Annotated in this window: 30 protein-coding genes; 18 read left to right on the top strand and 12 right to left on the bottom strand. The window is 57.2% G+C overall.

Translation table 11 applies throughout. The features are described from left to right. From ACVVH8_RS07980 to queC, 5 genes are all read left to right on the top strand, one after another. Complete coding sequence (locus ACVVH8_RS07980; protein WP_475229395.1) at positions 1-351, top strand: hypothetical protein; 351 nt, start codon at positions 1-3, stop codon at positions 349-351. Further along, positions 348-758, top strand: a complete 411-nt coding sequence (locus tag ACVVH8_RS07975) for a hypothetical protein (protein ID WP_475229392.1) — start codon at positions 348-350, stop codon at positions 756-758. The genes ACVVH8_RS07980 and ACVVH8_RS07975 overlap by 4 nt, the downstream gene beginning before the upstream one ends. Positions 759-957: 199 nt before the next feature. Beyond that, positions 958-1,422, top strand: coding sequence for a hypothetical protein (locus ACVVH8_RS07970; RefSeq protein WP_475229389.1), 465 nt, complete (start codon positions 958-960; stop codon positions 1,420-1,422). 6 nt (positions 1,423-1,428) lie between these two features. Continuing rightward, entirely contained in the window at positions 1,429-1,821 is a 393-nt protein-coding gene (locus tag ACVVH8_RS07965) for a hypothetical protein (RefSeq protein ID WP_103305325.1), read from the top strand. Positions 1,822-1,993: 172 nt separating this feature from the next. Beyond that, positions 1,994-2,692 carry a 7-cyano-7-deazaguanine synthase QueC gene (gene queC / locus ACVVH8_RS07960; RefSeq protein WP_475229387.1) on the top strand — a complete coding sequence of 233 codons (699 nt, stop codon included), beginning with the start codon at positions 1,994-1,996 and terminating at the stop codon, positions 2,690-2,692. Positions 2,693-2,754: 62 nt separating this feature from the next. On the opposite strand, the gene ACVVH8_RS07955 is transcribed toward queC, so the two are convergent. Beyond that, positions 2,755-3,633: a queuosine precursor transporter gene (locus ACVVH8_RS07955; protein ID WP_103305323.1), complete on the bottom strand. Its 879-nt coding sequence runs from the start codon at positions 3,631-3,633 to the stop codon at positions 2,755-2,757. Further along, positions 3,617-4,222 carry a helix-turn-helix transcriptional regulator gene (locus ACVVH8_RS07950; protein ID WP_103305322.1) on the bottom strand — a complete coding sequence of 202 codons (606 nt, stop codon included), beginning with the start codon at positions 4,220-4,222 and terminating at the stop codon, positions 3,617-3,619. The genes ACVVH8_RS07955 and ACVVH8_RS07950 overlap by 17 nt, the downstream gene beginning before the upstream one ends. 555 nt (positions 4,223-4,777) lie before the next feature. Between ACVVH8_RS07950 and ACVVH8_RS07945 the strand changes: the two genes are divergently transcribed. After that, positions 4,778-6,127, top strand: a complete 1,350-nt coding sequence (locus ACVVH8_RS07945; protein ID WP_475229384.1) for a serine hydroxymethyltransferase — start codon at positions 4,778-4,780, stop codon at positions 6,125-6,127. A gap of 54 nt (positions 6,128-6,181) precedes the next feature. Here ACVVH8_RS07945 and ACVVH8_RS07940 read toward each other — a convergent pair whose 3' ends face one another. Beyond that, positions 6,182-7,603 carry an amino acid permease gene (locus ACVVH8_RS07940; protein ID WP_103305320.1) on the bottom strand — a complete coding sequence of 474 codons (1,422 nt, stop codon included), beginning with the start codon at positions 7,601-7,603 and terminating at the stop codon, positions 6,182-6,184. A gap of 893 nt (positions 7,604-8,496) precedes the next feature. Between ACVVH8_RS07940 and ACVVH8_RS07935 the strand changes: the two genes are divergently transcribed. Both ACVVH8_RS07935 and ACVVH8_RS07930 read left to right on the top strand, forming a co-directional pair. Beyond that, entirely contained in the window at positions 8,497-8,634 is a 138-nt protein-coding gene (locus ACVVH8_RS07935) for a hypothetical protein (protein WP_003222780.1), read from the top strand. Between the two features lie 70 nt (positions 8,635-8,704). Beyond that, a complete protein-coding gene (locus ACVVH8_RS07930) occupies positions 8,705-9,670 on the top strand; it encodes a M29 family metallopeptidase (protein ID WP_475229382.1) in 966 nt (321 codons plus the stop codon). A 213-nt stretch (positions 9,671-9,883) separates the two neighbouring features. On the opposite strand, the gene rluB is transcribed toward ACVVH8_RS07930, so the two are convergent. From rluB to ACVVH8_RS07900, 6 genes are all read right to left on the bottom strand, one after another. Continuing rightward, positions 9,884-11,113 carry a 23S rRNA pseudouridine(2605) synthase RluB gene (rluB, locus tag ACVVH8_RS07925; RefSeq protein WP_475229379.1) on the bottom strand — a complete coding sequence of 410 codons (1,230 nt, stop codon included), beginning with the start codon at positions 11,111-11,113 and terminating at the stop codon, positions 9,884-9,886. Positions 11,114-11,267: 154 nt separating this feature from the next. Continuing rightward, positions 11,268-11,459 (bottom strand): DUF1289 domain-containing protein, encoded by a 192-nt coding sequence (locus tag ACVVH8_RS07920; protein WP_007919669.1) that lies wholly within the window; start codon positions 11,457-11,459, stop codon positions 11,268-11,270. Between the two features lie 145 nt (positions 11,460-11,604). Further along, the gene (gene scpB / locus ACVVH8_RS07915; protein WP_475229377.1) at positions 11,605-12,585 is read right to left on the bottom strand and encodes an SMC-Scp complex subunit ScpB; all 981 of its coding nucleotides are present in this window, start codon (positions 12,583-12,585) and stop codon (positions 11,605-11,607) included. Positions 12,586-12,596: 11 nt separating this feature from the next. Next, on the bottom strand, positions 12,597-13,295 hold the full coding sequence (locus tag ACVVH8_RS07910; protein ID WP_177431432.1) for a segregation and condensation protein A: 699 nt from the start codon (positions 13,293-13,295) through the stop codon (positions 12,597-12,599). 123 nt (positions 13,296-13,418) lie between these two features. Beyond that, positions 13,419-14,048, bottom strand: a complete 630-nt coding sequence (locus ACVVH8_RS07905; protein WP_103305316.1) for an L-threonylcarbamoyladenylate synthase — start codon at positions 14,046-14,048, stop codon at positions 13,419-13,421. Positions 14,049-14,061: 13 nt separating this feature from the next. Further along, positions 14,062-14,925: a PHP domain-containing protein gene (locus ACVVH8_RS07900; protein WP_475229375.1), complete on the bottom strand. Its 864-nt coding sequence runs from the start codon at positions 14,923-14,925 to the stop codon at positions 14,062-14,064. A gap of 87 nt (positions 14,926-15,012) precedes the next feature. Here ACVVH8_RS07900 and ACVVH8_RS07895 point away from each other — a divergent pair, with 87 nt between their 5' ends. The 6 genes from ACVVH8_RS07895 to ACVVH8_RS07870 all read left to right on the top strand — a co-directional run bounded on the left by ACVVH8_RS07895 (position 15,013) and on the right by ACVVH8_RS07870 (position 19,311). Next, the gene (locus ACVVH8_RS07895; RefSeq protein WP_103305314.1) at positions 15,013-15,609 is read left to right on the top strand and encodes a septation protein A; all 597 of its coding nucleotides are present in this window, start codon (positions 15,013-15,015) and stop codon (positions 15,607-15,609) included. A 1-nt stretch (position 15,610) separates the two neighbouring features. Then, complete coding sequence (locus ACVVH8_RS07890) at positions 15,611-15,910, top strand: YciI family protein (RefSeq protein ID WP_007984134.1); 300 nt, start codon at positions 15,611-15,613, stop codon at positions 15,908-15,910. Between the two features lie 110 nt (positions 15,911-16,020). After that, complete coding sequence (locus ACVVH8_RS07885) at positions 16,021-16,431, top strand: SH3 domain-containing protein (RefSeq protein ID WP_103305312.1); 411 nt, start codon at positions 16,021-16,023, stop codon at positions 16,429-16,431. Between the two features lie 7 nt (positions 16,432-16,438). Beyond that, positions 16,439-17,116, top strand: coding sequence for a response regulator transcription factor (locus tag ACVVH8_RS07880; protein WP_016771129.1), 678 nt, complete (start codon positions 16,439-16,441; stop codon positions 17,114-17,116). A 166-nt stretch (positions 17,117-17,282) separates the two neighbouring features. Next, positions 17,283-17,732, top strand: coding sequence for a Spy/CpxP family protein refolding chaperone (locus ACVVH8_RS07875; protein WP_475229372.1), 450 nt, complete (start codon positions 17,283-17,285; stop codon positions 17,730-17,732). A gap of 238 nt (positions 17,733-17,970) precedes the next feature. Continuing rightward, positions 17,971-19,311, top strand: a complete 1,341-nt coding sequence (locus ACVVH8_RS07870) for a sensor histidine kinase (RefSeq protein ID WP_103305310.1) — start codon at positions 17,971-17,973, stop codon at positions 19,309-19,311. A gap of 258 nt (positions 19,312-19,569) precedes the next feature. Here ACVVH8_RS07870 and ACVVH8_RS07865 read toward each other — a convergent pair whose 3' ends face one another. Beyond that, positions 19,570-20,136 carry a nitroreductase family protein gene (locus tag ACVVH8_RS07865; protein WP_103305309.1) on the bottom strand — a complete coding sequence of 189 codons (567 nt, stop codon included), beginning with the start codon at positions 20,134-20,136 and terminating at the stop codon, positions 19,570-19,572. Positions 20,137-20,257: 121 nt separating this feature from the next. On the opposite strand from ACVVH8_RS07865, the gene ACVVH8_RS07860 reads away from it, so the two are divergent. Beyond that, positions 20,258-21,712, top strand: coding sequence for a TrkH family potassium uptake protein (locus ACVVH8_RS07860; protein ID WP_103305308.1), 1,455 nt, complete (start codon positions 20,258-20,260; stop codon positions 21,710-21,712). Here ACVVH8_RS07860 and ACVVH8_RS07855 read toward each other — a convergent pair. Next, positions 21,669-22,730 carry an AraC family transcriptional regulator gene (locus ACVVH8_RS07855; RefSeq protein ID WP_475229370.1) on the bottom strand — a complete coding sequence of 354 codons (1,062 nt, stop codon included), beginning with the start codon at positions 22,728-22,730 and terminating at the stop codon, positions 21,669-21,671. The two genes, ACVVH8_RS07860 and ACVVH8_RS07855, sit on opposite strands and share 44 nt — an antisense overlap. A 164-nt stretch (positions 22,731-22,894) precedes the next feature. Between ACVVH8_RS07855 and ACVVH8_RS07850 the strand changes: the two genes are divergently transcribed. After that, the gene (locus ACVVH8_RS07850; RefSeq protein ID WP_095187810.1) at positions 22,895-23,206 is read left to right on the top strand and encodes an Mpo1-like protein; all 312 of its coding nucleotides are present in this window, start codon (positions 22,895-22,897) and stop codon (positions 23,204-23,206) included. Between the two features lie 22 nt (positions 23,207-23,228). Then, on the top strand, positions 23,229-23,819 hold the full coding sequence (locus ACVVH8_RS07845) for an HD domain-containing protein (RefSeq protein ID WP_475229368.1): 591 nt from the start codon (positions 23,229-23,231) through the stop codon (positions 23,817-23,819). A gap of 116 nt (positions 23,820-23,935) precedes the next feature. Here the strand turns inward: ACVVH8_RS07845 and ACVVH8_RS07840 are convergent, their stop codons facing one another. Further along, the gene (locus tag ACVVH8_RS07840; protein ID WP_103305305.1) at positions 23,936-24,751 is read right to left on the bottom strand and encodes a UDP-2,3-diacylglucosamine diphosphatase; all 816 of its coding nucleotides are present in this window, start codon (positions 24,749-24,751) and stop codon (positions 23,936-23,938) included. Between the two features lie 132 nt (positions 24,752-24,883). On the opposite strand from ACVVH8_RS07840, the gene ACVVH8_RS07835 reads away from it, so the two are divergent. Next, positions 24,884-25,648 (top strand): helix-turn-helix transcriptional regulator, encoded by a 765-nt coding sequence (locus tag ACVVH8_RS07835; protein ID WP_401297623.1) that lies wholly within the window; start codon positions 24,884-24,886, stop codon positions 25,646-25,648. The last annotated feature ends 169 nt before the right edge of the window (positions 25,649-25,817 follow it).

Genomic DNA, 25,817 nt, shown 5'->3' with positions numbered 1-25,817 from the left:
ATGTTCAATGACTATCTGCACAATCCGGACTGCTACTTCAGACTGGAGCGATCCTTTTATGAGTTTTTTCGCCTGGAGACTCAGACGAACAAAATCGATATAAAGGGATTTAAAGCACCTTATTACAATACGACATTCTCAAATGGCACGCCGTTCATGGAAGGCAATCCCATTTTTTCTGCCAGAAACGAAGCGAATGGGCAAATTCTCAGAGTGATACTCGACCAGGACACTGATGAGTTTGTTTCCTACCGAGACAAGGAACTGGGGTGCGAACTGGTTGTAATCGGCAACGTGAACTCACTGGAAGAAATAAAAAGAAAAATAGCTGAATGGACCAAAATTCAATGATCATTCAAGAAGAGTTAGCGCGAGCACTTGCCAACCTCCCCCCAGCTGCTTTACAGCGCTATGCGTCCAGACTGCTGCATACCTATTGCGAAGCAAAGTTCATTCGACACGGTGCTATCGAAAAATTGATAGCTCACCTTGATAGCTTTCCGGAGTGCGGTGGCTTGACTGACTGGGAGAGAAAAGGTGCGACACTGCCCCTGAATGGCAGGGGAGATAATATGCCGCCTGATCTCCTCCACTGCATTTCATCACAAGATATCGATGACTTCCGCGCAATTGTTGATTGCGCTGTGGAAGTCGGATTAGTAGATATGTACTCCACCCCAACTGAGCATCCGATAAAATTTATCGAGATGATTTGTTTAATTCTTTCCAGAAACAACATTGCTCTTCCTCGCCTGTAAATTGAGTTCTCTTTGGCTACAAGTAAACTTCCACCCTGTAAAACTCTGCGCGCTATTGCACAAAGCACTATCGGGCATAAGCTTTAGGTGCCTTGAAGATGGCGATCCCGCTGAAGAGGTGGGGCTGAATGAAGTTTTTCGCATTGAAGGTCACCTTGCCTAGACCCAGTAGCCCATTCAACACACAAGGATGTTTAACATGATTTATGATCCTTATAGGAGAGAGTTATTGTATCGAAAGGCACAATATAAGAATGTACTGGGCCGATACAGTAAAAAAACCAGCCTGCTTTTAGCACACCCTTTCGATGAGAGGTTGCTCTTAAGCCTGCCGGCAACGGACTCGATAATTAGTGATTTAAGATCAAGACGAGAAATCTTATGTGAGTTCACCGAGTTCTCTTCGATCGCTGAGTGCCTGCGCTTTACCTCATCACTAATGGATGATCGCGAATACTACTTGTTGATGGATGAAGACTGGAAATTCTGCGGGGCATACAAGGTAAAAAGCGGCGTCCGACTCTGTGAAGTGTTTGATTTTGACAGTACCGACAGCGACGAAATAAGACTGATCAGCTCTGATTTTACCGCGCAATTTTCTATTGATTACAGTGTCACGGGGTTCAGCAGAACCCTTGATTGCTGCATAAGACGCTATGGATAAATAAAAATGTCATTCTCGATCGACGACATCAATGAAATATCTCAGGCATTCAATCGGTTTGAAGATGGTTTGATACTGTCCTTCGAATTTTATTACGTACCCAATGAGCCACTGGCAGCAACCGTTGTGCTGCATGGAAGAGACCACAGAGCCAAAGGCAACGTCTGGAAAAAAATAAGAATAACCTTGACAGGTGTAACTGAATTGAGCGCACGGGTCATGGGCAATCAATTCAACTCCATTTGCTCGGGTGTTCGTTTATTGAAATTAAACGATCTCTGGTGCATTGATATCGACGGGAATTACGCGCTGGATGCAGACCCGTCTTCCCTGGAAGAAGTACGCCAGGACGGTGACCTCTACGTTATTGGTCGACAGATTGAGATTCAAGACGCCTGAGTCACGGCAAGCGGTCGATATGACGATTTTGAAACTGTGTTGTTTTATCTGCTGAATGTTTCGGGCAATAGAGCTTTTTGACAGATCCAGCGCCTGAAGCGTTTATACCGAGGGCCATTCGCGTTACCCTTTCGGGCGTTGCTCTACTCCAATCAATGCAGGAAGCATAAGCATGACCAATAAAGCAGTTATAGTGTTCAGCGGCGGGCAGGACTCAACCACCTGTTTGATCCACGCCCTGACCCACTACGATGAAATTCACTGCATCACGTTTGACTATGGTCAGCGCCATCACGCGGAAATCGAAGTTGCTCAGCACCTCGCCAAAAAGCTCGGCGTGACCGTGCATAAAACCATGGACGTGTCCTTGCTCAATGAGCTGGCCATCAGCAGCCTGACCCGCGACAACATTCCGGTCCCGACCGTGAATAGCTCCGGCGAAAGCCTGCCAAGCACATTCGTCCCGGGAAGGAACATTCTGTTTTTGACCCTGGCGTCTATCTACGCCTATCAAGTCCAGGCCAGGACTGTCATTACCGGCGTGTGTGAAACCGACTTTTCTGGCTACCCTGATTGCCGGGATGAGTTCGTCAAGGCCCTGAACAAGGCCCTTGAGCTAGGCATGGATTACAAGTTGCAACTGGACACCCCATTGATGTGGCTGAACAAGGCAGAAACCTGGGCCCTGGCTGATTACCACCATCAACTGGATCTGGTTCGTAACGAAACGCTAACCTGTTACAACGGCATCAAAGGTAGCGGATGTTCCGATTGCGATGCGTGTAATCTTCGCGCCAAAGGCCTGAACGAATTCCTGAATAACAAAGATCAGGTTACACACAATCTTAAAAACAAATTGAACTTGAAATAATTCAAACCACAAACGAGGCGCTCACTAACGATGGGATTTCCCTAGTGAGCGCCTTGTTGATCTTATTGCGTCTGAGCGCCTGTCAAATACTTCTTGAACAGTGACCTTGCGCCATACGCGGGCAAGACGTTAAAGAAGGCAAAACCCACTTTTATCGCGATCTGAACATAGATCATGCTCAATATCGCACTATTGTCCATCTTTCCATAAAAGGCGATATAGCAGAAAAGGAAACTGTCGATAATCACCGCAAACAACGTACTCAAGAACACCCGCAAAAACAGGAATCTCGAGTTCGTCAGCTCCTTGATCTTGCACAACAAATAAGAGTTTATGTTTTCCGAGACCAGGAACGAGATGGATGAGGCTACCAGTACCGACGACAACTGACTGATCACGTCGTTGTAAGGCCCGTCCAGTTTCCAGCCTGGTAGCCCAGGCAAGTGGGTAGTAATAGCCAGCAAAATAATAATGGCCGCATTACTGATAAAGGCAAAAAGAATCGCCTTTCGCGCAAGTCTGAGACCAAATGTCTCATTGAGCAAATCGACGATCAGAAACGTCAGCGGATAAAGAAAGGTGCCCGGCGTTACAACAATATCGAAATATTCCAGATAAATCGGCTTCGTTGCGGCAATACTGGTGAAAATGTACAGCGTGAACAGCATCAGGTTCAGGATGATGTAGATCATCCAGGAACTCTCATGACGGTCATTGATCTCGTAGGCAGTGAGTGCCCCACCCTGAGAATAAAACTTTTTATAGAGATTTTTTACTTCTATTTTATTTAGATTATCCATAATCTCACTATTCAACACTTCACTGAGCTTTATTTTAATTATCTTGCCTGTGGCTATCACCATGATGACGGCCAGACTTTTACCGTTTTCAAACCCTAGCAGCTTGTATTTGCTGTTTTCCGTTTCAACGCTGCAATCCATTAAATCGTTCCTCGATTATATCCCCGACCACACAAATACGATCCGTATCAGGGTCAACCTCATCCATTATGAATAACTTTTTGCCGACTTTGTCATACACCAGCTTTTGCCTATCGTTGCTGGACGCCCCCTTCTGCACGATCAAAAGATCACCTGGTTCATTCATTCCACTGATCTCGTTTTCCAGCAGTACACCGATCAGATTGAAAGACGTACCAAAGTAGTATGTCAGTGGATAGATGGTAGCCAGCTCACCAATTCTTTTATCAAGATTCTGAAGCAGCAAGCTCTCTTTTATCACCGGAACGGCCGCTGGATTCATATTTCCCTGCGGAGAGATGCTGTTGTCGATTATTTCCTTTTCTTCAAAATCAATGGTCTCTATTTCTTCATACGATACACCGAAGAAATCAGAAATCTTGCGCACGGTGGAGTGCTGTACGTTGACCACCTTGCCTTCAAGAATGTTATAGATAGTCGTCCTGGTCAATCCACTGGAATTGCACAACGACAACTGTGTCTCCCCGCGACTCTTTATCAAGTATTTAATGTTGTTTTTCAGATTCTCCGATCTTTCTCTTCTGTGCATAAAGTACTTACCATCTTTTTATAAAGGCAATTAGAAAACACGCCACGAATGAGCATTCAGTGGTGACACAGGAACACTACGCAGATAGTTGTACTGGTATTGGAACCGCCAGCGATCATAGCATTCTCCATCCTTGGTTTCGGTACAAAAGTCAGACGCAACAACCACATGCTCAGCTCTGCGGAGTCGATTCATGCTGCGTACCGACTCGTCCGTTTTGGCTGTCATCACTCGACAAACGCCTCCCGAACTGCAGTTTTACACCGTTTGCTTACGCAAAAAGAATCATTTTATTTGAACAATGTTCATTTTTCTGATTAATTTTTCTGGCGTTCCTCACTGAAAAACCTATGATGCGTCGAGCTCACCTCCTCCGATCAGCGAGCGAAACGCAAGAGCAGTGGTTGCTCGTACAGACGTTAGTTTTGCGCGCATTGCCCGCAAAACACGGAATGCGCCTGTACCGATCGGCAAGTGGATGTACGCAAAGTCGTGAAACCAAGGAAGGCGTGCTGTTGTTCGCAGTACGCAGCAAACATGGAAGGAATACGAAGCATGGCAGTCAAAACTGAACCGCTGATGAACCAGGCCGACTTACTGCGAAATGGTCTGGCGGATCTTCGTACGGAAGATGCCGAGTTGGCGGGGATTCTCGACGCTGAGGTCGCACGACAACACCGAGTGCTGTCATTGGTCTCCTCCTCCTGCGCAGTCATGCCCCGCACGCTTGCCGCCTCTGCGTCGGCACTGGTCAACGTGACCGCCGAGGGGATGCCAGGCAGGCGCTATAACGCCGGCTGCGAGAACGTTGACCTGGTCGAATCGCTTGCCATTCGAAGGGCGCGGGAGTTGTTCGGTGCCCAATATGCCAACGTGCAGTCACACTCGGCTTCGAACGCCACTTATCAGGTGCTCACTGCGTTGCTTGAGCCGGGCGACACCCTGCTGGGCATGGCTGTTGAACACGGCGGAGACCTCACCCATGGCAGCTCCAAAGCCTTCTCGGGCGCCTACTACAAGGCGATTCAGTACGGAACGACATCAGACGGCGTCATCGATTACGACAATGTGCGCAGCCTGGCGCTTGCGCATCGCCCGCGCATCATCATGTGCGGCGCCACAGCCTATTCGCGGGCCGTGGACTTTGAGCGGTTTCGCCAGATTGCCGATGAAGCCGGGGCGATCCTGCTCGCCGACATTTCTCATATCGCCGGACTGGTCGCTACAGGCCGACATCCGAGTCCGATCGACGCGGCTCACGTCACCACGACGTGCACACATAAACAACTCATGGGCCCTCGTGGCGGCCTGATCCTGTCGGGCCGGGACGCCAATACCAAGGTTCCCGGCTTGCGGACAACCTTCCGCCGTGCCCTCGATCAAGCCGTGTTTCCGCAAATGCAGGGGGCGCCAGCCGTCAACATGATTGCCGCCAAGGCTGCGGCGCTGGGCTATGCGATGTCTTCGCAGTTCGACGCTTACATGGGGCGAATTCGCAGCACTGCCGATGAGCTTGCCAGCGCGTTTCAAGCCCATGATTACGAGGTTGTGGGCGGCGGCAGTGAAAACCACACGGTGCTGATCCGCTTGCGTGGCGGCATCACCGGCGCCATTGCCGAGAAGGCGCTGGAGCATTGCGGGATCATCGTCAACAAACATCGCGTCCCCGGCGAAACTCGACCGGCACTTATCGCCAGCGGATTGCGTATCGGCACCGGCTCCATAGCGCAGCGTCACATCGACCCGCAGGGATGCCGCGAAGTTGTCAGTCTGCTGTGCCAGATTCTCGACAAGCTAACGCCGCAAGGCGAGCGGGAATACTCGCTGGACCCGGCCTCACAGGAGCAATTCCGGTTACAGGCCGAGGCGTTGTGCGCGATCTATCCCATCGCCGATTACGTATAACGGCGAACACAAAAAACCCGGCACTTGGCCGGGTTTGTTGTTTTTGCACTTTGCTTACTTCGCGACAGAACTCGACGCGTGCAGAGCCTGCTGCGCACCACGCTTGTTCTTGATCACGTAGCAGACCCACATGAACACGACCCACAGCGGAATCGCGTACACCGAGATCTGAATGCCCGGGATCAGCAGCATGACGCCGAGGATGAACAACACAAATGCCAGGCAGACGTAGTTGCCGTACGGATACCACAGTGCCTTGAACAGCGGCGTCTGGTTGGTCTTGTTCATGTGTTGGCGGAACTTGAAGTGCGAGAAGCTGATCATCGCCCAGTTGATCACCAGGGTCGCAACGACCAGCGACATCAGCAGCTCCAGAGCATGCTGGGGGATCAGGTAGTTGAGCAGCACAGCGATCAGCGTCACTGCCGCCGAAGCCAGAATCGAACGCACCGGCACGCCACGTTTGTCGATCTTCGCCAGGCCTTTTGGCGCATCGCCCTGCTCGGCCATGCCCAGCAGCATACGGCTGTTGCAGTAGGTACCACTGTTATAGACCGACAGCGCCGCCGTCAGCACGACAAAGTTGAGGATGTGCGCAGCGGTGTCACTGCCCAGCATCGAGAACACTTGCACGAACGGGCTGCCGCTGTAGGAATCGCCGGAGGCATTGAGGGTTTCCAGCAGGCTGTCCCATGGGGTCAGCGACAACAGGATCACCAGGGCGCCGATGTAGAAAATCAGGATCCGGTAGATCACCTGGTTGATCGCTTTCGGGATCACGGTCTTCGGCTTGTCGGCTTCGGCGGCGGTGAAACCGAGCATTTCCAGACCGCCAAAGGAGAACATGATGATCGCCATGGCCATCACCAGACCGCTGACGCCGTTGGGGAAGAAACCGCCGTGGGACCACAGGTTGCTGACCGAGGCTTGCGGGCCGCCGTGACCACTGACCAACAGGTAGCTGCCGAGGGCAATCATGCCGACGATGGCCACGACCTTGATGATCGCGAACCAGAATTCGGCTTCACCGAAGACTTTGACGTTGGCCAGGTTGATCACATTGATCAGCACGAAGAAGCCGGCCGCCGTGACCCAACTCGGAATGTGCGGTGCCCAGTAGTGGATGTACTTGCCGACCGCTGTCAGCTCCGACATGCCCACCAGGATGTACAGGATCCAGCAGTTCCAGCCCGAGAGGAAACCGGCGAAGCCGCCCCAGTACTTGTGTGCGAAATGGCTGAAGGAACCGGCCACAGGCTCTTCGACGATCATCTCGCCGAGCTGGCGCATGATCATGAAGGCAATGAAGCCGCAGATGGCATAGCCGAGAATCATCGACGGGCCGGCGGATTTCAGGACCCCGGCCGAGCCGAGGAACAATCCGGTACCGATCGCGCCACCGAGGGCGATCAGTTGAATGTGGCGATTTTTCAGGCCGCGTTTCAGCTCGCCTGATTGCGAGGGTTGTCCACTCATGAAAAAGGTCTCACGCAAGGTTTGATGATGTTCAGTAGACGTTGCTGCAAGGTTGCGATTTCAAGCAGCCCCGATCAAACCCCAGCGCAGGCACCAGGAGTTCAGCTTTTTTACAACGGTCATGCGTCACCTGTTTGTTTTTATCTGTGACGAAATCGAACCCGACACGCTTGTGACGCGGCGGAGTGAACAAGGCGGATAGCCTTGAGGTTTGCGCGATTACGCAGAGGGTCACAGTTAAAACGCGGCGCATTGTACACCGCTAACCCCCTGCTGCCAGACTCCGCTGGATCAGCGTATCGGTTGCCGGGATTGCGTGTGTCCGCCTCGAGACGCTCGAGCGGCTGCAAAATTTGAGTCAGGCCTTTGCAGGCCATCGACGGGGACGATGGAAAAACCGTCCCACGGAGAGAGGTGGAGATCAGTCACGGCGTTCATTGCGCCTCCTTCTTGTTATGCACCTGCACGACAGGCATGGGGCGCATCTCACCCTTCAAACGCCTCTGAAACAAGCGCGCCAGAGCCTTGCGCCATGCCCGGCCAGCGGCGCTTCGGCAGCTTTTCCTTACACTGGCTCGGTGCGCGGTGTTCCATTGGGTTTTACCGGGTTTTTCGTAAACATTTGTTTACAGGGCGTAACGCGAAGTTTCCATTTCAGAAATTTCCGTCAGACGTCTGCAAATTGACGGTAGCTAGCTTGCTAATGAAAACCACCACTTAGTTTTTTGTTTTTAAATAAGAAAACGCCGCTTAAAAAACAGAATAAAAAGTCCATTTAAAAATTAAATAAATTATTTTTTGCATTACAAAAATCCCTGAACTAGGTTCTTCACGTCTTGCCGGCCACTTCGACCGGCCAGTCACAACCGTGAAAGTCATCTAGGAGATCGACCATGCAAGCACTGGAAAAAGACTTGGATACCGAACTGCAACTGGACGAATGGTTTGAAGCACCGACCCATGAGGCGGCTGTGGAAATGATGCAAGCCGATGCGGTCGTTCCGTTCGGCACGGCGATGTGGCCTCTGTAAGACATCCCGGGCAGGCATGATCCGGCCGGTCGTGCCTGCCACTTTTTTCTCGGTCAGTCAGGGAGGACTCATGGATAAGCCCCGCGCGATCTCGCATTTCCTTTACTACCTCGAACATCACCCTGCCCTCGCCGGGCTCGACTCGGCGAAGATATTGCTCGGCCACACGGCGGATTACGAAGCCCTGACTGGCGCCATCGCCGAACAGGCTGGCGAACATCCGCGTTTCAGTTTCTGCGCCCGACGCCTGGAGCTGGAAAGCACCGCAGCGCTGACCTCGGCGATTACCGAAAGCGATCTGTACATTTTCTTCTACGACTCTTCCACCCTGCCCAACCCGCGCCCCGACGGTCCGGAATTTATCCGCGCGCTGCAAACGGTGATGGCGGAAAACTGGAAGAAGTCGCTGCTGTTCAAGGATTACGGCGACTATTTCTATGACACCTTCAGCATCACTCCACAGCGGATTGCCGGGCTGAACAGCCACTTGATCCAGCGCATGTCCCAGGCGACCACGCTGAGCTTTACCGATGAGCACGGCTCACGGTTTGAAACCCCCTTGAGCAGCATCAAGAAGTGGACCGACATCAATGGCGTCGGTAACTTCGACCTGGCGCCCGGTGAAATCGCGACTCACAGTGAAGCCATCAACGGCCATGTGAAGTTCAAGGGCACCTTCCTCAGCACTATTCCGTTTGCGCGCAAATATGGCGTGCTGGAGTCGCCGTTGGAGCTGTGGATCGAGAACTCGACCATCAGCCGCATCGCCACCGATGTGCCGGGGCTGGAGCATGATTTCAACAAATATCTGGACGCCAATCCGTCGAACCGGCGGATTGAGGAGTTGGGGATTGGCACCAACGAAGGGGTGAAGGATCTGTATGCGCGTAATGCCGGGTTTGAGGAGCGGCATTGCGGATTGCACCTTGGCCTTGGGGGTGGCGCCAAGGGTAGCCATCATCTTGACCTAATCTTCTCCAGTGGCGTGTTGGCGCTGGATGACAAACCAGTGTTTGATGGGCGGTTTGTGTTCTAAGACTGGAAACGATGGTGCTGCTTCGGGCCTCATCGCTGGCAAGCCAGCTCCCACAGGGAGCTGCGGTGTTCACAGGATTTATGTAACGCAATAGAAACCTGTGGGAGCTGGCTTGCCAGCGATGAGGCCCTCAAAAGCACCACCCGACTTTCGCCAGACGAAAAAAAACGCCAACCCTGCGGTTGGCGTTTTTTCATTCGGTGCTAAAGCCGATTACTCAGGCTTCTTGCGACCGAAACCCGGACGCTGACCGGAACCGGCCGGTGCACCGCGACGCTTGCCCGATGGCTTGTCACCGTCGACCAGTTTGATCCCCGGACGCTTCGGCGCGGGTTTCGCAGGACGCTTGTTGGTGGTGTCCGCCGGGCGATCTGCCACTGGCGTACCGCGACCGGCAGGCGCACCACGCTCGCCACGCTCGCCACGCTCAGTGCGACCGTTGGCCGGACGCGGAGCGCGCTCGCCGTCACGGGCGACTGGCTTGCGACCTGGACGCTCGCCTTCGATCTGCGGCTCGCGGGCCGGACGTGGGCCGGTCGGCGCGCCAGCGGCTGGACGCAGGGTGCGCACGCGCTCGGTCTTGGCCATCGGCCGCGACGATTTGCGCTGCATACGCTCCAGCTTGTCTTTGCTCTTGGCGTTCAGTTGCGGCATGGCAACCGGCGTCAGGCCCACCTCAGCGCTGAGGATGTCGACTTCGTACTGGCTCATTTCGCGCCAGCGGCCCATCGGCAGGTCGGAGTTGAGGAACACCGGACCGAAACGCACGCGCTTCAGACGGCTGACCACCAGACCTTGCGATTCCCACAGACGACGAACCTCACGGTTACGGCCTTCCATCACCACGCAGTGATACCAGTGGTTGAAGCCTTCGCCACCTGGCGCCTGCTTGATGTCGGTGAACTTGGCCGGGCCATCTTCCAGCACAACGCCGGCCTTCAGGCGTTCGATCATTTCGTCGTCGACTTCACCGCGTACACGCACGGCGTACTCACGGTCCATCTCGTAGGATGGGTGCATCAGGCGGTTGGCCAGTTCACCGTCAGTGGTGAACATCAGCAAACCGGTGGTGTTGATGTCGAGACGACCGATGTTGATCCAGCGCCCTTCTTTCGGACGCGGCAGCTTGTCGAACACGGTCGGACGGCCTTCCGGGTCGTCACGGGTGCAGATCTCGCCATCGGGTTTGTTGTACATGATCACGCGGCGGACCGATTCGGCCGCTTCTTCGCGCTTGATCACCTTGCCATCAATGGTGATGGCGTCGTGCATGTCGACGCGCAGACCGAGGGTGGCGTCTTTGCCATTGACCTTGATCCGGCCCTGGCTGATCCAGGATTCCACGTCACGGCGCGAGCCGACGCCGATACGGGCGAGGACTTTCTGCAGCTTTTCGCCTGCTGGGCCGATTTCCTGGTCGTCTTTCTGATTGATGTCACTCATCTGGGCACCTCCCGGTGTGATCTGTTCAGTCGCCTCGAAGTGAGCGCCTGAAGCATTGGAATCTGGGTTCTTGGCCGAAGGGATCGGCGAAGGGTCGCGAATCATACGCGGATGTGGGCCATCGCGCATCAGAGACTAGTTGATCAAGCCAAGGTTATTTCTTTTTCCGCCGACCGGCGCCGCCGAGTTTGATCAGGCGCAGGGCGGCTTCGGCCAGCACCGTACGCTTGTCATCCTTGTCGAGTTTCTTCCAGGCCTTGATTTCGCGCTTGCTGCGGCCGCAGCCGAGGCAGATGTCGTCGGTGAATTTGCAGAGGCTGATGCAGGGGTCTTTGGTTGAGCTCATACCCTTCTCCAGAACACATTGAACCCTGTGGGAGCGGGCTTGCCCGCGATGACGGAGTGCCAGCCAGCCTATTTTTGTCTGATCCACCGCAATCGCGGGCAAGCCCGCTCCCACAGGGTTCTTCAGTGTTCAGAGAATTTGACTGTCAGTCTTCGAACTCGCGACGTTCGGCTTCGATCGCTTCAGCCAGGGCGCGGGCTTCGGCTTCTTCTTCGCTCAGCTCGGGTTCTGGTGCGGATTGCTCCAGGGCAGCGACGGCAGCAAGAAGTTTTTCCCGGGCTTCGGCGACGCCAAGCACGTCCTCTTCAGGTTCGGCTTCAGGCTCAGCCCCGAGTTCAACCTCGATAACCGGCTCGGTGATTTCAGCTTCGGGTTCGCTCGTCGATGCTTCAACATCAGCAACATCAGCGGCATCACGCAGCAAATCGTCGAAGTCGGTCTTGATCCCCTCCTCCATGCTGTCCAGTTCCAGCAGCAAGGTATGGAAACTGGTTTCTTCCTTCTCCTCTTCCGGCTCGGCGCTGGCATCGGCCAGCTCCTGCAAGCCTTGCGGCACCGGCGCGTCATCGAAATCGAGCACAGGATCGGTTTCCATCTCGCGCAGTTCGGCCAGCGGTGGCAGATCTTCAAGATTCTTCAGATTGAAGTGATCGAGAAACGCCTTGGTCGTCGCAAACATCGCCGGTTTGCCGGGCACGTCGCGGTAACCGACGATGCGGATCCACTCGCGTTCAATGAGGGTTTTGACGATGTTGCTGTTGACCGCCACACCGCGCACGTCTTCGATCTCGCCACGGGTGATCGGCTGGCGATAGGCGATCAGCGCGATGGTTTCCAGCAAGGCACGAGAATAGCGCTGCGGGCGCTCTTCCCAGAGTCGGCCAACCCACGGCGAAAACTTCTCGCGGATCTGCAAGCGATAGCCGGACGACACCTCTTTGAGCTCGAACGCACGGCCGTCGCAGGACTTGGCCAGTAACGCCAAGGCTTTCTTGAAGACTGGCGGTTCGGGCCGCTCGCCCTCTTCGAACAGTTCGTAGAGGCGCTCAAGGGATTGCGGCTTTCCCGAGGCCAACAGAAAGGCTTCAAGCAGGGGTGCCAGCTCGCGGGGTTCAGTCAGGTTCATGTTTCGACTCGTTATTCGGCTCGGGCTCGCACGTGGATCGCGGCGAACGGCTCATTCTGCACCAGCTCGACCAAGGATTCCTTGACCAGTTCAAGGATTGCCATAAAGGTCACCACCACACCGAGGCGGCCTTCTTCGGCGGTGAACAGCTCGACGAACGGCACGAAACCGCCGCCCTTGAGCCGTTCCAGCACATCGCTCATGCGTTCGCGGGTGGACAGCGCCTCGCGGCTGACCTGGTGGCTTTCAAACATGTCGCCTCGGCGCAGCACTTCGGCCATGCACATCAGAATCTCTTCCAGCGCGACGTCGGGCAACAGCTTGCGTGCGCGGGCTTCCGGGGCGTCAAGCTTGGGCACCACGACGTCGCGGCCGACCCGGCTCAGGCCATCGATGCCTTCGGCGGCAGCCTTGAAGCGTTCGTATTCCTGCAAGCGGCGGATCAATTCGGCGCGCGGGTCGTCTTCTTCGTCTTCGACGGTTTCGGCCCGTGGCAGGAGCATGCGCGACTTGATCTCGGCGAGCATCGCGGCCATCACCAGATACTCGGCCGCCAGCTCCAGGCGCACCGACTGCATCAACTCGACATACCCCATGTACTGACGGGTGATTTCCGCCACCGGGATGTCGAGGATGTTGATGTTCTGTTTGCGGATCAGGTACAGCAGCAGGTCGAGCGGGCCTTCGAAGGCTTCAAGGAAGACTTCCAGTGCATCCGGCGGGATGTACAGGTCGAGCGGCATTTCCATGACCGCCTGGCCATAGACCATGGCAAACGGCAGCTCCTGCTGAGCGCCGGCCTGGGGATCGACAACGGTTTCCACTGCGGACATTCAGGCCTCGACCATGAACGGCGTCGGATCGCCACAACCGACACGGACCACTTCCGGGTCATCGCCGGTCAGGTCGATCACGGTGGAGGCCTTGATGCCGCCAAAACCGCCGTCGATGATCAGGTCCACCTGATGTTCGAGCAACTGGCGCATTTCGTACGGATCACTCAAGGGATCTTCGTCGCCGGGCATGATCAGCGTTACGCTCATCAGCGGCTCCCCCAACTCGGCCAGCAGCGCCAGGGCGATCGGCTGGCTGGGTACGCGTAGCCCGATGGTGCGCTTCTTCGGATGCAGGAGCAGCCGAGGCACTTCGCGGGTGGCGTTGAGAATAAAGGTGTACGGCCCCGGCAAATGCGCTTTGAGAATGCGGAAGGTGCCGGTGTCGATCTTGGCGTAGTTGCCCAGTTGCGAAAGGTCACTGCAGATCAAGGCGAAGTTGTGCTTCTCATCGAGCTGACGCAGGCGTCGCACGCGCTCGATCGCGGTTTTGTCGCCGATTTGGCAACCGATGGCGTAGGAAGAGTCTGTGGGATAAATCACCACCCCGCCCCTGCGGATGATCTCGACCGCCTGTTTGATCAGGCGCGCTTGCGGGTTTTCCGGATGAATCTGGAAAAATTGACTCACATTCTCTACCTGTTCAGACGGCGGCAATAACTGTGTCATGTTTGAACCGACCCCACAGGGGTGGAAGGTCATCGGGAACCGGCCGGTACTGGCCGATCTCGGACCAGCCGCCAGGGCCATGGAAATCACTGCCGGCGCTGACCAGCAGACCGAACTCACGGGCAAGGATTGCCAGGCTGCCGACCTGTTCCGCAGGCTGATGGCCATTGACCACCTCGATCGCATGCCCGCCTGCTTGAATATAGTCGGCAATCAGCTTTCGGCGCTTGCTGCGGGTGAAATCGTAGTGCCACGGATGCGCCAGACTGACCCAGGCACCAGCAGCGCGCAGTGTGCCAACGGTGTCTTCCAGGGTCGGCCAGTGCAATTTGACGTCGCCCAGCTTGCCGGCGCCGAGCCACTTGCGGAACGCCTCGGCGCGATCCTTTACAAAACCTTCACGCACCATCCAGTCGGCGAAATGCGGCCGGGCCGGCGCGTTGCCGCTGTCGCCCAGCTCCTGCTGGATCTTCCGGGCGCCGTCGAGGGCGCCGGGCATGCCCTTGAGGGCGAGCTTGCGGCTTATCTCTTCCGACCGCAGCCAGCGGCCATCGTGCAATTTGGCAATCGCTTCGACCAACGGCGCGGCGTTCACGTCGAAACCGTAGCCCAACACATGAATGGTTGCGCCGCCCCAAGTGCAGGACAATTCCACGCCATTGACCAGTTGCATGCCCAATTCGTTGGCGGCCGTGCGCGCTTCGGCGAGGCCTTCAAGGGTGTCGTGGTCGGTCAACGCCAGGACTCGCACGCCGTTCTCGAACGCTCGCGCAACCAGAACCGCAGGCGCCAGGGCGCCATCGGAGGCCGTGCTATGGCAGTGCAAATCAACATTCACGGGGAGTTGTAACCTCAAATCAGCTGGCGCTATCGCGCGCCCATATGTTTGTTATTATGCCGCCACATCCGGCATCTGGCTCTCACTGTGAAACAATTCATCGATTTCATCCCGCTTCTGCTGTTCTTCATCGTCTACAAACTCGATCCCCGCACCGTCGACGTCGCCGGCCATGAGTTGACTGTAGGCGGTATTTACAGCGCCACCGCAATGCTGATCATCAGCTCTCTGGTGGTGTACGGCGCACTGTTCATCAAACAGCGCAAGCTGGAAAAGAGCCAATGGCTGACCCTGATCGCCTGCCTCGTGTTCGGCAGCCTGACCCTCGCGTTCCACAGCGAGACCTTCCTGAAATGGAAAGCCCCGGTGGTCAACTGGCTGTTCGCTCTTGCCTTCATCGGCAGTCACTTCATCGGTGACCGCCTGCTGATCAAACGAATCATGGGCCACGCGCTGACCCTGCCGGATCCGGTCTGGACACGCCTGAACATTGCCTGGATCGTCTTTTTCCTGTTCTGCGGGGCCGCCAACCTGTTCGTCGCCTTCACCTTCCAGAGTTACTGGGTCGATTTCAAGGTGTTCGGCAGCCTGGGCATGACCGTGCTGTTCCTGGTCGCACAGGGCATTTACCTGTCCCGTCACCTGCACGACACCGATACCACAACACCAAAAACCGAGGACTGACATGCTCTACGCAATCATTGCCACCGACGTCGCCAACTCGCTGGAAGCGCGCCTGGCTGCGCGCCCTGCGCATCTGGAACGTCTGCAAGTGCTCAAGGGCGAAGGCCGCATCGTCCTGGCCGGCCCGCATCCGGCCGTCGACAGCAATGATCCGGGCGCAGCGGGCTTCACCGGCAGCCTGATCGTCGCCGAATTCGACTCCCTGAGCGCCGCGCAAGCATGGGCTGACGCCGATCCGTACATCGCCGCTGGCGTCTACGCCAATGTGCTCGTCAAGCCGTTCAAGCAAGTCCTGCCGTAACGCTTTCCCCACGCGATGAACCTTCTCGGTTCATCGCGTTCTCAATCGCTCATTATTCTCGTTTGCCTGCCGACAACCTGCCCAATATCCATTTGGAAGCAGGTGTCGCGATGCGCAAGGGTCCGTTGTGTCTGATGTTGGTCACGTTGTCGATCATGGCGCCCGCCCATGGTGAGGAAACTACCGAAGGCGGTAACTCCACGCCGCTGTCATTGAGTGCCGGCAGTCAGATCACCGAGTTGCAGCAGCGCCTCAAGGCCAGCGAGCAGCAGCGAGAAGAATTGAACAAACAACTGCAAAATGCCGACAACACACGCGAAAGCGCTCAGCTCGCCCGGCTACGCCAAGAGAACCAGCGCCTCAAGCTGCAACTCAAGGAAGCCCAGGCCAGCCCGCTGCCGCGCCTGTTGACCGATCAGCAGCAGTGGTTCGTTACCGGGGCCGGGGTAGCGCTATTGGCGCTGCTCTGCGGTATCTTTGCCAGTGGTGCAAGCCGAAAACGTCGGCAATGGTTAAATTGAGTGAGTCATGAGCGAGCTGTTACTGATTGATGATGACCAGGAGTTGTGTGAACTCCTGAGCAGTTGGCTGAGCCAGGAAGGCTTTCAGGTGCGTGCTTGCCACGATGGTCAGAGCGCCCGCAAGGCACTGGCGGAAACCGCCCCGGCGGCGGTGGTGCTGGACGTGATGCTGCCCGACGGCAGCGGTCTGGAACTGCTCAAGCAACTGCGCAACGATCACGCCGATCTGCCGGTGCTGATGCTGTCGGCACGCGGCGAACCGCTGGATCGTATCCTCGGCCTGGAACTGGGCGCCGACGATTACCTGGCCAAACCCTGCGATCCCCGTGAACTGACCGCTCGATTGCGCGCCGTGTTGCGCCGCAGTCACCCGGCCGCGGTGTCGACGCAACTTGAGTTGGGCGACCTGAGTTTCAGCCCGGTGCGCGGTGTGGTCAGCATCGATGAGAAAGAACTGACGCTGACCGTTTCCGAAAGCCGTCTGCTCGAAGCCTTGCTCAAGCAGCCCGGCGAGCCGCTGGACAAACAGGAACTGGCGCAACTCGCCCTCGGCCGCAAACTGACCCTGTACGATCGCAGCCTCGACATGCACGTCAGCAACCTGCGTAAAAAGATCGGCCCCCACCCGGACGGTCGCCCGCGCATCGTCGCCCTGCGCAGCCGCGGCTATTACTACAGCCTGTAAATACCCATCTGTGGCGAGGGAGCTTGCTCCCTTGCCACAGCGGTTTGTCAGGCTGATGGCAAAGCGTCTTTACCCAAGCTTTACGCAGCGCTGACCGCCGCTGACCTTGATCTCCGTAATCTGCACACATCCGGAACGTACCGGGAACGAGACAAGGAGATACACCATGCGCAAGACTCTTATCGCTTTGATGTTCGCTGCCGCTCTGCCAACCGTCGCCATGGCCATGCCACAGGATGGCGGCCCGATGGGTGGCCCGCTCGACGGCCCACGCCACGGCGGTCAGATGCACGGCATGCACGGCAAAGGCCCGTACAGCCAACTCGACCTGTCCCGCGAACAGCGTGAACAGATCCGCAAGATCATGGGCGAGCAGATGCACGAGCGTAAGCAAGTGGTCGACAAGTACCTGGAAAAACTTTCGCCAGCCGATCAGAAAGCCCTGAAAGACGAGATGGCCGTTAACCATAAGAAAGCCGAAGCCGATGTGCGTGCGGTATTGAAACCGGATCAACAGAAGAAATTCGACGAGATCCAGAAGAAACAAGCCGAGCGCCGCGCCGAATGGGCCGAGTTCAAGGCGTGGAAAGCGCAGCAGCCGCAAAAGGCGCAATAATGTTCTAACCTAGGCCCGACGGTTAAATCCGTTGGGTCTTTTGTTTTCGATCTAATGTTGAGGCCTGGTGGCGAGGGGATTTATCCCCGATCGGCTGCGAAGCAGTCGCAAAATCAGCGGATGCAATGTATCTGGCAATCCGCATTCGCAGGTTTTGGGACCGCTACGCGTCCCATCGGGGATAAATCCCCTCACCACAGGGCTTCCAACATGGACTGTGTTTGATTGAGGATTTTCTGTGCGTTCATTGTTCTGGCGTATTCTCGCAAGCTTCTGGCTGGCCATTGCTCTGGTGGCAGGGCTTTCGATTCTGCTCGGGCACATGCTCAATCAGGACGCGTGGATCCTCAGCCGCCATCCGGGCCTCAACACGTTGGCCGCCGAGTGGACGCAGACCTACGAAGCGCAAGGCGAAGAAGCCGCCCAAGACATCCTCGAACAACGCAAACGCCAGTATCACATCGACGTTCAGGTGCTCAACGAAAGCGGCGACCCGGTGGTACGCGGCACCTTCCCCCGCCGCGCCGCCGCCTTCGAAGCACGCCAGAACAACGATGACCGCCGCCTGCCATGGCGCCGCCTCACCGACGAGTTCACCAGTGACAAAACCGGCGACACTTACCTGTTCATTTACCGCATCCCGCACCCGGAACTCGACGCCTGGCATCGCGAAAGCCTGCTTTGGCCGTTGAGCGCGTTGGGGATCGCGTTGGTGGTGCTGACCCTGTTCAGTCTGCTGGTGACCTTTTCCATCACCCGCCCACTCAGCCGTTTGCGCGGCGCGGTGCATGATCTGGGGCAGACGACTTATCAGCAAAACAGCCTGGCGAAACTGGCCAACCGTCGCGATGAGTTCGGCGTACTGGCCACCGATTTCAACCGTATGGGCGCGCGCCTGCAAAGCCTGATCGGCAGTCAGCGCCAACTATTGCGCGATGTCTCACACGAACTGCGTTCGCCGCTGGCGCGGCTGCGTATCGCCTTGGCGCTGGCCGAACGCGCCAACCCTGAAGAACGGGAAAAACTCTGGCCACGCCTGACCCGCGAGTGTGATCGGCTGGAAGCGTTGATCAGTGAAATTCTGGTGCTGGCGCGGGTCGATGCCGACAATGCCAGTGCTGAAGAAGTGGATCTGAATGCGCTGCTGGGTACCCTGCAAAAAGACGCGCAGCTTGGCTCGCCGGAGCAGACGGTACGCCTGGAAGCCGAGCCGCAACTGAACCTCAAAGGCTGGCCGACGATGATTGAGCGGGCCATCGACAACCTGCTGCGCAATGCTCAGCGTTTCAACCCTGAGGACCAGGCCATTGAAATGCAGGCATCGCGTCAAGGCGAAAAAATTATCGTGAGCGTGCGCGACCATGGGCCCGGGGTGCAGGAAGAGCATCTGAAGCAGTTGGGTGAACCGTTTTATCGGGCGCCGGGGCAGACTGCCGCCGGGCATGGTTTGGGATTGGCGATTGCGCGAAGGGCGGCGGAACGGCATGGCGGCAGTCTGACGCTGGCCAATCATCCGCAGGGCGGGTTTATTGCCAGCCTGGAATTGCCGCTGGTGCCGGGCGCGGTGGTGCAACCCTAAGAGCCGCCCTCACCCCAACCCTCTCCCGGAGGGAGAGGGAGCCGACCGCAGTGTCTTGCGTCATACATCGACCTGAAAAACCGAGTTGATTATGGATTCGGAGGCCTGATCAACTTTGAATTCGACTTAAACCAAAGTCGATTCTGGATTCCACGAAGATCGCCCACGTCGGCGTACCTCTTGAGCCCCCCCAATCAATCCCCTCTCCCTCCGGGAGAGGGTTAGGCGGGCGGCGTTCCGATGAGGGGCTTTTGATCTTCAGGCTTTACCAGGCCAGGCGCTGACAAACTCGGCCAGATCAACTTTCTCCGCCACACGCGGTTCTTTCTGCGGAGTGCCGAGGTAAAGGAAAGCAATCACCTCTTCACCCTCGGTCAAGCCCAAACCCTGCGCCACATGCCTGGAATAAGCCAAATCACCCGTACGCCACACCGCACCAATCCCCTGCGCATACGCCGCCAGCAAAATCCCGTGCGCCGCACACCCGGCCGCGAGCAATTGCTCGGCCTTCGGATACTTGACGTGTTCCTGCAATCTGGCGATCACCACAACCACCAGCGGCGCACGCAGCGGGCCGTTGCGGGCCTTGTCGATCATTGCTTCGGTGACTTCGCCTTCCTGCATTTGCGCAGCTTCAGCCAGCAACTCGCCCATCTGCTCACGCGCTGCGCCTTCGACCGTCAGGAAGCGATACGGCTGCAAATGCCCGTGATCCGGCGCGCGCAACGCTGCGCCAAACAGCGCTTCGCGCTGCTCGGCAGTGGGGGCCGGTTCGACCAGGCGGGGAACGGAAACACGGTTGAGCAAAGCGTCGAGAGCCTGCATCGGCCACCTCCTGAGAAAAATGTGCGGCTATTCTAGCTGCATCTGCCAACGGGATGCCGGTTTACATGCCCTGTCCCACGGGTAGAATGGCGCCCTTCTTACATCAGCCCGAGCGGACTTCATGGCGTTGCCGACCTTACGGATCATTGGTTTCATCATCGGCATCTTCCTGATCACCCTGGCCGTCGCCATGGTTGTGCCCATGGCCACCCTGGTGATTTTCGAGCGCACCAGCGACCTGCCATCGTTCCTCTGGGCGAGCATGATTACCTTCGTCGCCGGTCTTGCGCTGGTGATTCCCGGCAGGCCCGAACACATTCACCTGCGCCCGCGTGACATGTATTTGCTGACTGTCAGCAGTTGGCTGGTGGTGTGTATTTTCGCCGCGCTGCCGTTTCTGCTGACCCAGCACATCAGCTACACCGATTCGTTCTTCGAAAGCATGTCCGGCATCACCGCCACCGGCTCGACCGTGCTCAACGGCCTCGACACCATGTCCCCCGGCATCCTGATGTGGCGCTCGCTGCTGCACTGGATCGGTGGCATCGGCTTTATCGGTATGGCGGTGGCGATTCTGCCGCTGCTGCGCATCGGTGGCATGCGCCTGTTCCAGACCGAATCCTCGGACCGTTCGGAAAAGGTCATGCCCCGCTCGCACATGGTGGCGCGGCTGATCGTGGCGGCGTATGTCGGCATAACCATCCTCGGCAGCCTGGCGTTCTGGTGGGCCGGGATGAGCCCGTTCGATGCGATCAACCACGCGATGTCGGCGATTTCCACCGGTGGTTTCTCGACGTCCGACCAGTCGTTGGCCAAGTGGACACAACCGGCGGTGCACTGGGTCGCGGTGGTGGTGATGATTCTCGGCAGCCTGCCGTTCACCCTTTACGTGGCGACGTTGCGCGGTAACCGCAAGGCGTTGATCAAGGATCAACAAGTGCAGGGCTTGCTCGGCATGTTGCTGGTGACCTGGCTGGTGCTCGGCACCTGGTATTGGTGGACGACCAATCTGCATTGGCTGGATGCGTTGCGGCATGTGGCGCTGAACGTGACGTCAGTCGTCACCACCACTGGTTTCGCCCTCGGCGACTACAGCCTGTGGGGCAACTTCTCGCTGATGCTGTTTTTCTATCTGGGCTTCGTCGGCGGCTGCTCCGGTTCGACGGCGGGCGGGATCAAGATCTTCCGCTTCCAGGTCGCGTACATCCTGCTCAAGGCCAACCTTAACCAACTGATTCACCCGCGTGCGGTGATCAAGCAGAAGTACAACGGTCACCGCCTCGATGAAGAGATCGTGCGTTCGATTCTGACTTTTTCGTTTTTCTTTGCGATCACCATCTGCGTTATCGCCCTGTTGCTGTCGCTGCTCGGCGTCGACTGGATGACCGCACTGACCGGCGCTGCCAGTACCGTGTCCGGCGTCGGCCCGGGTCTGGGCGAAACCATCGGTCCGGCGGGCAACTTTGCCACCCTGCCGGACGCGGCCAAGTGGATCCTGTCGTTCGGCATGCTGCTTGGCCGACTGGAGATCATTACGGTGTTTGTGCTGTGTATTCCGGCCTTTTGGCGTCACTGATCACATTCGGCGCCTGCAACAGCCGCGCCCGGTAATCGCCGGGCGTGGTGTCGAACCAGCGACGGAAGGCGCGGAAGAAGTTGCTCGGATCGGCAAAACCCAACAGATAGGCGATTTCCAGCAACGTCATGCTCGGTTGCGCCAGATACTGCTCGGCCAGTTCGCGGCGGGTGTCATCGAGCAGTTGCTGAAAGCTTGTGCCCTCCTCCTGCAACCGGCGCTGCAAGGTGCGCTGCGACAGGTGCAAAGTCTGCGCAACGGTGTCGCGCTTGGGTTCGCCCTGAGGCAGTAAACGGCACAGCACCTGCCGCGCTTTGTGGGTCACGCGACTTTCGGAAAACCGCGCCAGGTACTCCCCGGCAAACCGGTCATGCAGCAACGCCATCGCCTCATTGGCCGTGGGCAGCGGCGCTTCCATGTCGGCGCGCTCGAAGATCAACGCGTCGTACGGCGCATTGAACATCAGCGGTGCATGGAAAGCCTGTTTGTAAGGTTGCAGATCTTCCGGTTCATCGCCTTGCACCAGCACTTTGACCGGGTGCAGCGTGCGCCCGGTCAACCAGCCACACAGGCCCAAAGCGCAGGCCAGCGAAGCCTCGGCACTTTGCCGGGTCGGCGGCAGATGGTCGCCGTGCACCGTCAGGATCAGCGCGTAACCGTCCTCGATCAGACGAAAACTCAGGTCGGCGCTTTCGGCAATAATGCGCTGATAACGCACCAGTCGCTGGAAACCTTCGGCGAGGGTGTTGCTGGACATCAGCGCATAACCGGCGACATGGAACGACGCCGGGCGCACCACTTTGCCCATGTTCAGGCCGATCGCCGGGTTGCCGGACAACTCGACCGCCCGTTGCCAGAGTCGGGTCATGGAATCTTGCGGGAAACGCGCATCCGGATCATCCAGGGCGGCGTAATCGAGCCCCAGTTGCTTGAACAGTACCCGGCAATCCAGGCCGTCCATCTCCAGTGCTTTGACAATCCCCATCGCCCAGCTTGCAGAAGTTGTTCGTTCGCTCATGGCGTTATTCTTTTACATGAGGGGCCGCATGCTACGGCCTGATTTGCGAAGGATACTAAAGTGGCGCCGATTGTCACTGGCCCACGCCAATGATCACTCTAGACTCAAATAAGCTACCCGCAGAACAACTCGTCGCCAGAACAATAACCACAGAGATCGCGGTCGTGGAAAACATCAAGCATTTCAACAGCTTCGCCGAGTTCTATCCGTATTACCTCAGCGAACACAGCAACAGTACCTGTCGTCGATTGCATTTCATCGGCACGACACTGGTAATTTTCATTCTCGCCATGACCATCGCCAAGGGCGCTTGGCTGCTGTTGCTGGCCCTGCCGCTGGCCGGTTACAGCTTCGCCTGGGTCGGGCATTTCTTCTTTGAAAAGAACCGTCCGGCGACGTTTCAGCATCCGCTGTACAGCCTGCTCGGCGACTTCGTCATGTATCGCGACATGATCCTCGGTCGCGTGGCCTTCTGAAAAACAACACTGAGGATGGCCGATGAACGCCAGCGCCCGTTTCACCCATATGCAGGATGGCACCCAGGAAGACTGGGCGATCATCGCTGCGGATTTCAGTGCCTATGCCAAGCAATTGCCGTCACGGATCATGACCCACCTGAAATTGCTCGAAGGCGATTTCGGCGGTTTCCCGGTGGACCGCCTGACCCATTCGCTGCAAACCGCCACCCGCGCCTTTCGCGACGGGCGTGACGAGGAATACGTGGTCTGTGCATTGCTGCACGACATTGGCGACACTTTGGGCTCGTATAACCATCCGGACATTGCGGCGGCGATCCTCAAGCCGTTCGTCAGTGCCGAGAATCTGTGGATGGTCGAGAAGCACGGGGTGTTTCAGGGCTATTACTTCTTTCATCATCTGGGCATGGATCGGCACTTGCGCGAGCAGTTCAAAGAGCACCCGCAGTTTCAGGCGACCGCCGAGTTTTGCGCCAAATACGACGCGGCGGCGTTTGACCCGGCGTATGACACGCTGCCGTTGAGCTTCTTTGAACCGATGATGGAAAGGCTGTTTGCGCAGCCGAAGAACTCGATCTACAAGGCTGCCATGGAAGAACACAGCCCAGCTTGATGTTGCCTGTTCCGGCCTCATCGCTGGCAAGCCAGCTCCCACATGGGTTTGTGGCGTTCATAAAACCTGTGGGAGCTGGCTTGCCAGCGATGGGGCCCTCTCAAACACTCGAGAATTCAGGCAACCTCAACGACTTTGGCAGCCTTGAGTTCCGCCTCACGCGCCTGCGCATCCGCCAGCCGATACAGCTCGATCGTGCCATCCCAATGCTCGATCAGCGCCGTGCACGACTCCACCCAATCGCCGCAATTGAGGTAATCCACCTCACCGACCTTGCGAATCTCGGCATGGTGAATGTGTCCGCACACCACACCGTGCAGTTCGCGCTTCACGCATTCATGGGCGATGGCTTCTTCAAAATCGCTGATAAAACTCACCGCGGTCTTCACCTTGTGCTTCAGATACGCCGACAACGACCAGTAACCGTAGCCATAACGGGCGCGCCAGTGGTTGAGCCAGCGATTGAGCGTTAGGGTGAACTCGTAGGCGGAGTCGCCGAGAAAGGCCAGCCAGCGGTGATAACGGGTGATCACATCAAACTGGTCGCCGTGAATCACCAGCAAGTGCCGACCGTCCGCCGTGACGTGCACCGCCTCGTCGACCAACTGAATGTTGCCCAGAATCAGTTTCGAATACCGGCGCAGGAATTCATCGTGGTTGCCAGTGACATAGATCACCTCGGTGCCGCGCTTGCTCATGGTCAGCAAGCGGCGAATCACGTTGGTGTGCGCCTGCGGCCAATACATGCCACCGCGCAGTTTCCAGCCGTCAATGATGTCGCCGACCAGGTAGATCTTGTCGGCATGGTAGCCCTTGAGAAATTGCGACAAGTGCTCGGCCTGGCAATCCCGCGTGCCCAGGTGCACGTCGGAAATCCACAAGGTGCGCACCCGTTGTTTACGACTGGGTCTGGCGAGCTCGGCGCTGGTCATGGGCAACCCTCTGCGATGTTTTCGCCAGAGTGCGCCCGTCCGGTTAATCGACCATGACAGGCGCGAGTCAGTCCTGTGACAGCGCATCCCGGTTGCGTCGGTGTAGACTGGCTGCCTGCCCGGAGACTTGCCATGCGACCGATTCTCACCCTGCGTCAGTACACCCACGACTTGATCGTTCACAGCCACGAGCATGCCCAATTGGTGTTCGGTCTGTCCGGTGCGCTGGATTTCGAGGTCGAGGGCTGCGGCAGCCAGGTGCGGCAGCAGAGTTTCGTGGTCATCCCTTCCGGCGCCCATCACGCCTGCGGCAGTCCGCAGGGCAGTCGCTGTCTGGTGCTGGATATTCCTGACGGGCAATGGCTTGCCGATTCACTCGGTGATCATGCCGAGGCCAGCCGCCGCTTGCTCGACACTCCTGCTCGTCTGTCGCTGGATGGCGGGCAAAGCCAATTGGTCAGTTGGCTGGCGCACAGTCCGGTCAGCGACCCGCTGATTGCCCAGCAAGGTGCGGTGTTGCTGCTGGCCAGCCTCAATCATGCGCAACCGGTCGAATTCGCCGCCCGGCGCCTGCCCTATGCGGCACTGGATGCGCACATCGAACAGAACGCCGCTTACCCATTGCAGGTCGCAGATCTGGCGCGGGTTGCCGGGTTGTCCAGCGCGCGTCTGCATGCCCGTTTCATGGCCGAATGCGGGCAGACGCCGATGGATTACATTCGCAGTCGACGGCTGCATCTGGCAGTGCAACTGCTGCGCGACACCGCATTGCCGATAGGTGAAATCGCCAGTCGCGTCGGTTACAGCTCGCAGAGTGCCTTTTCAGCCGCTGTCCTACGTGAGTTCGGCTCATCACCCGGCCAGCTTCGGCGCGATTCCTGCGACAAAAGACGATAGTCTGCCGACAGACTTATTGGCCTGAACGCGCTTCAATGAGCCTACGGGTTGATCGTTCCCACGCTCTGCGTGGGAATGCAGCCCGTGACGCTCCGCGTCACTGGACGCAGAGCGTCCCTAGAGGCATACCCACGCAGAGCGTGGGAACGATCAACGGTTCAATGTAGGT

It is taken from the genome of Pseudomonas trutticola BRTCR10 (assembly GCF_056155105.1).
The sequence above is the reverse complement of the archived record's forward strand: the minus strand, read 5'-3'. Positions and strand labels throughout refer to the sequence as shown.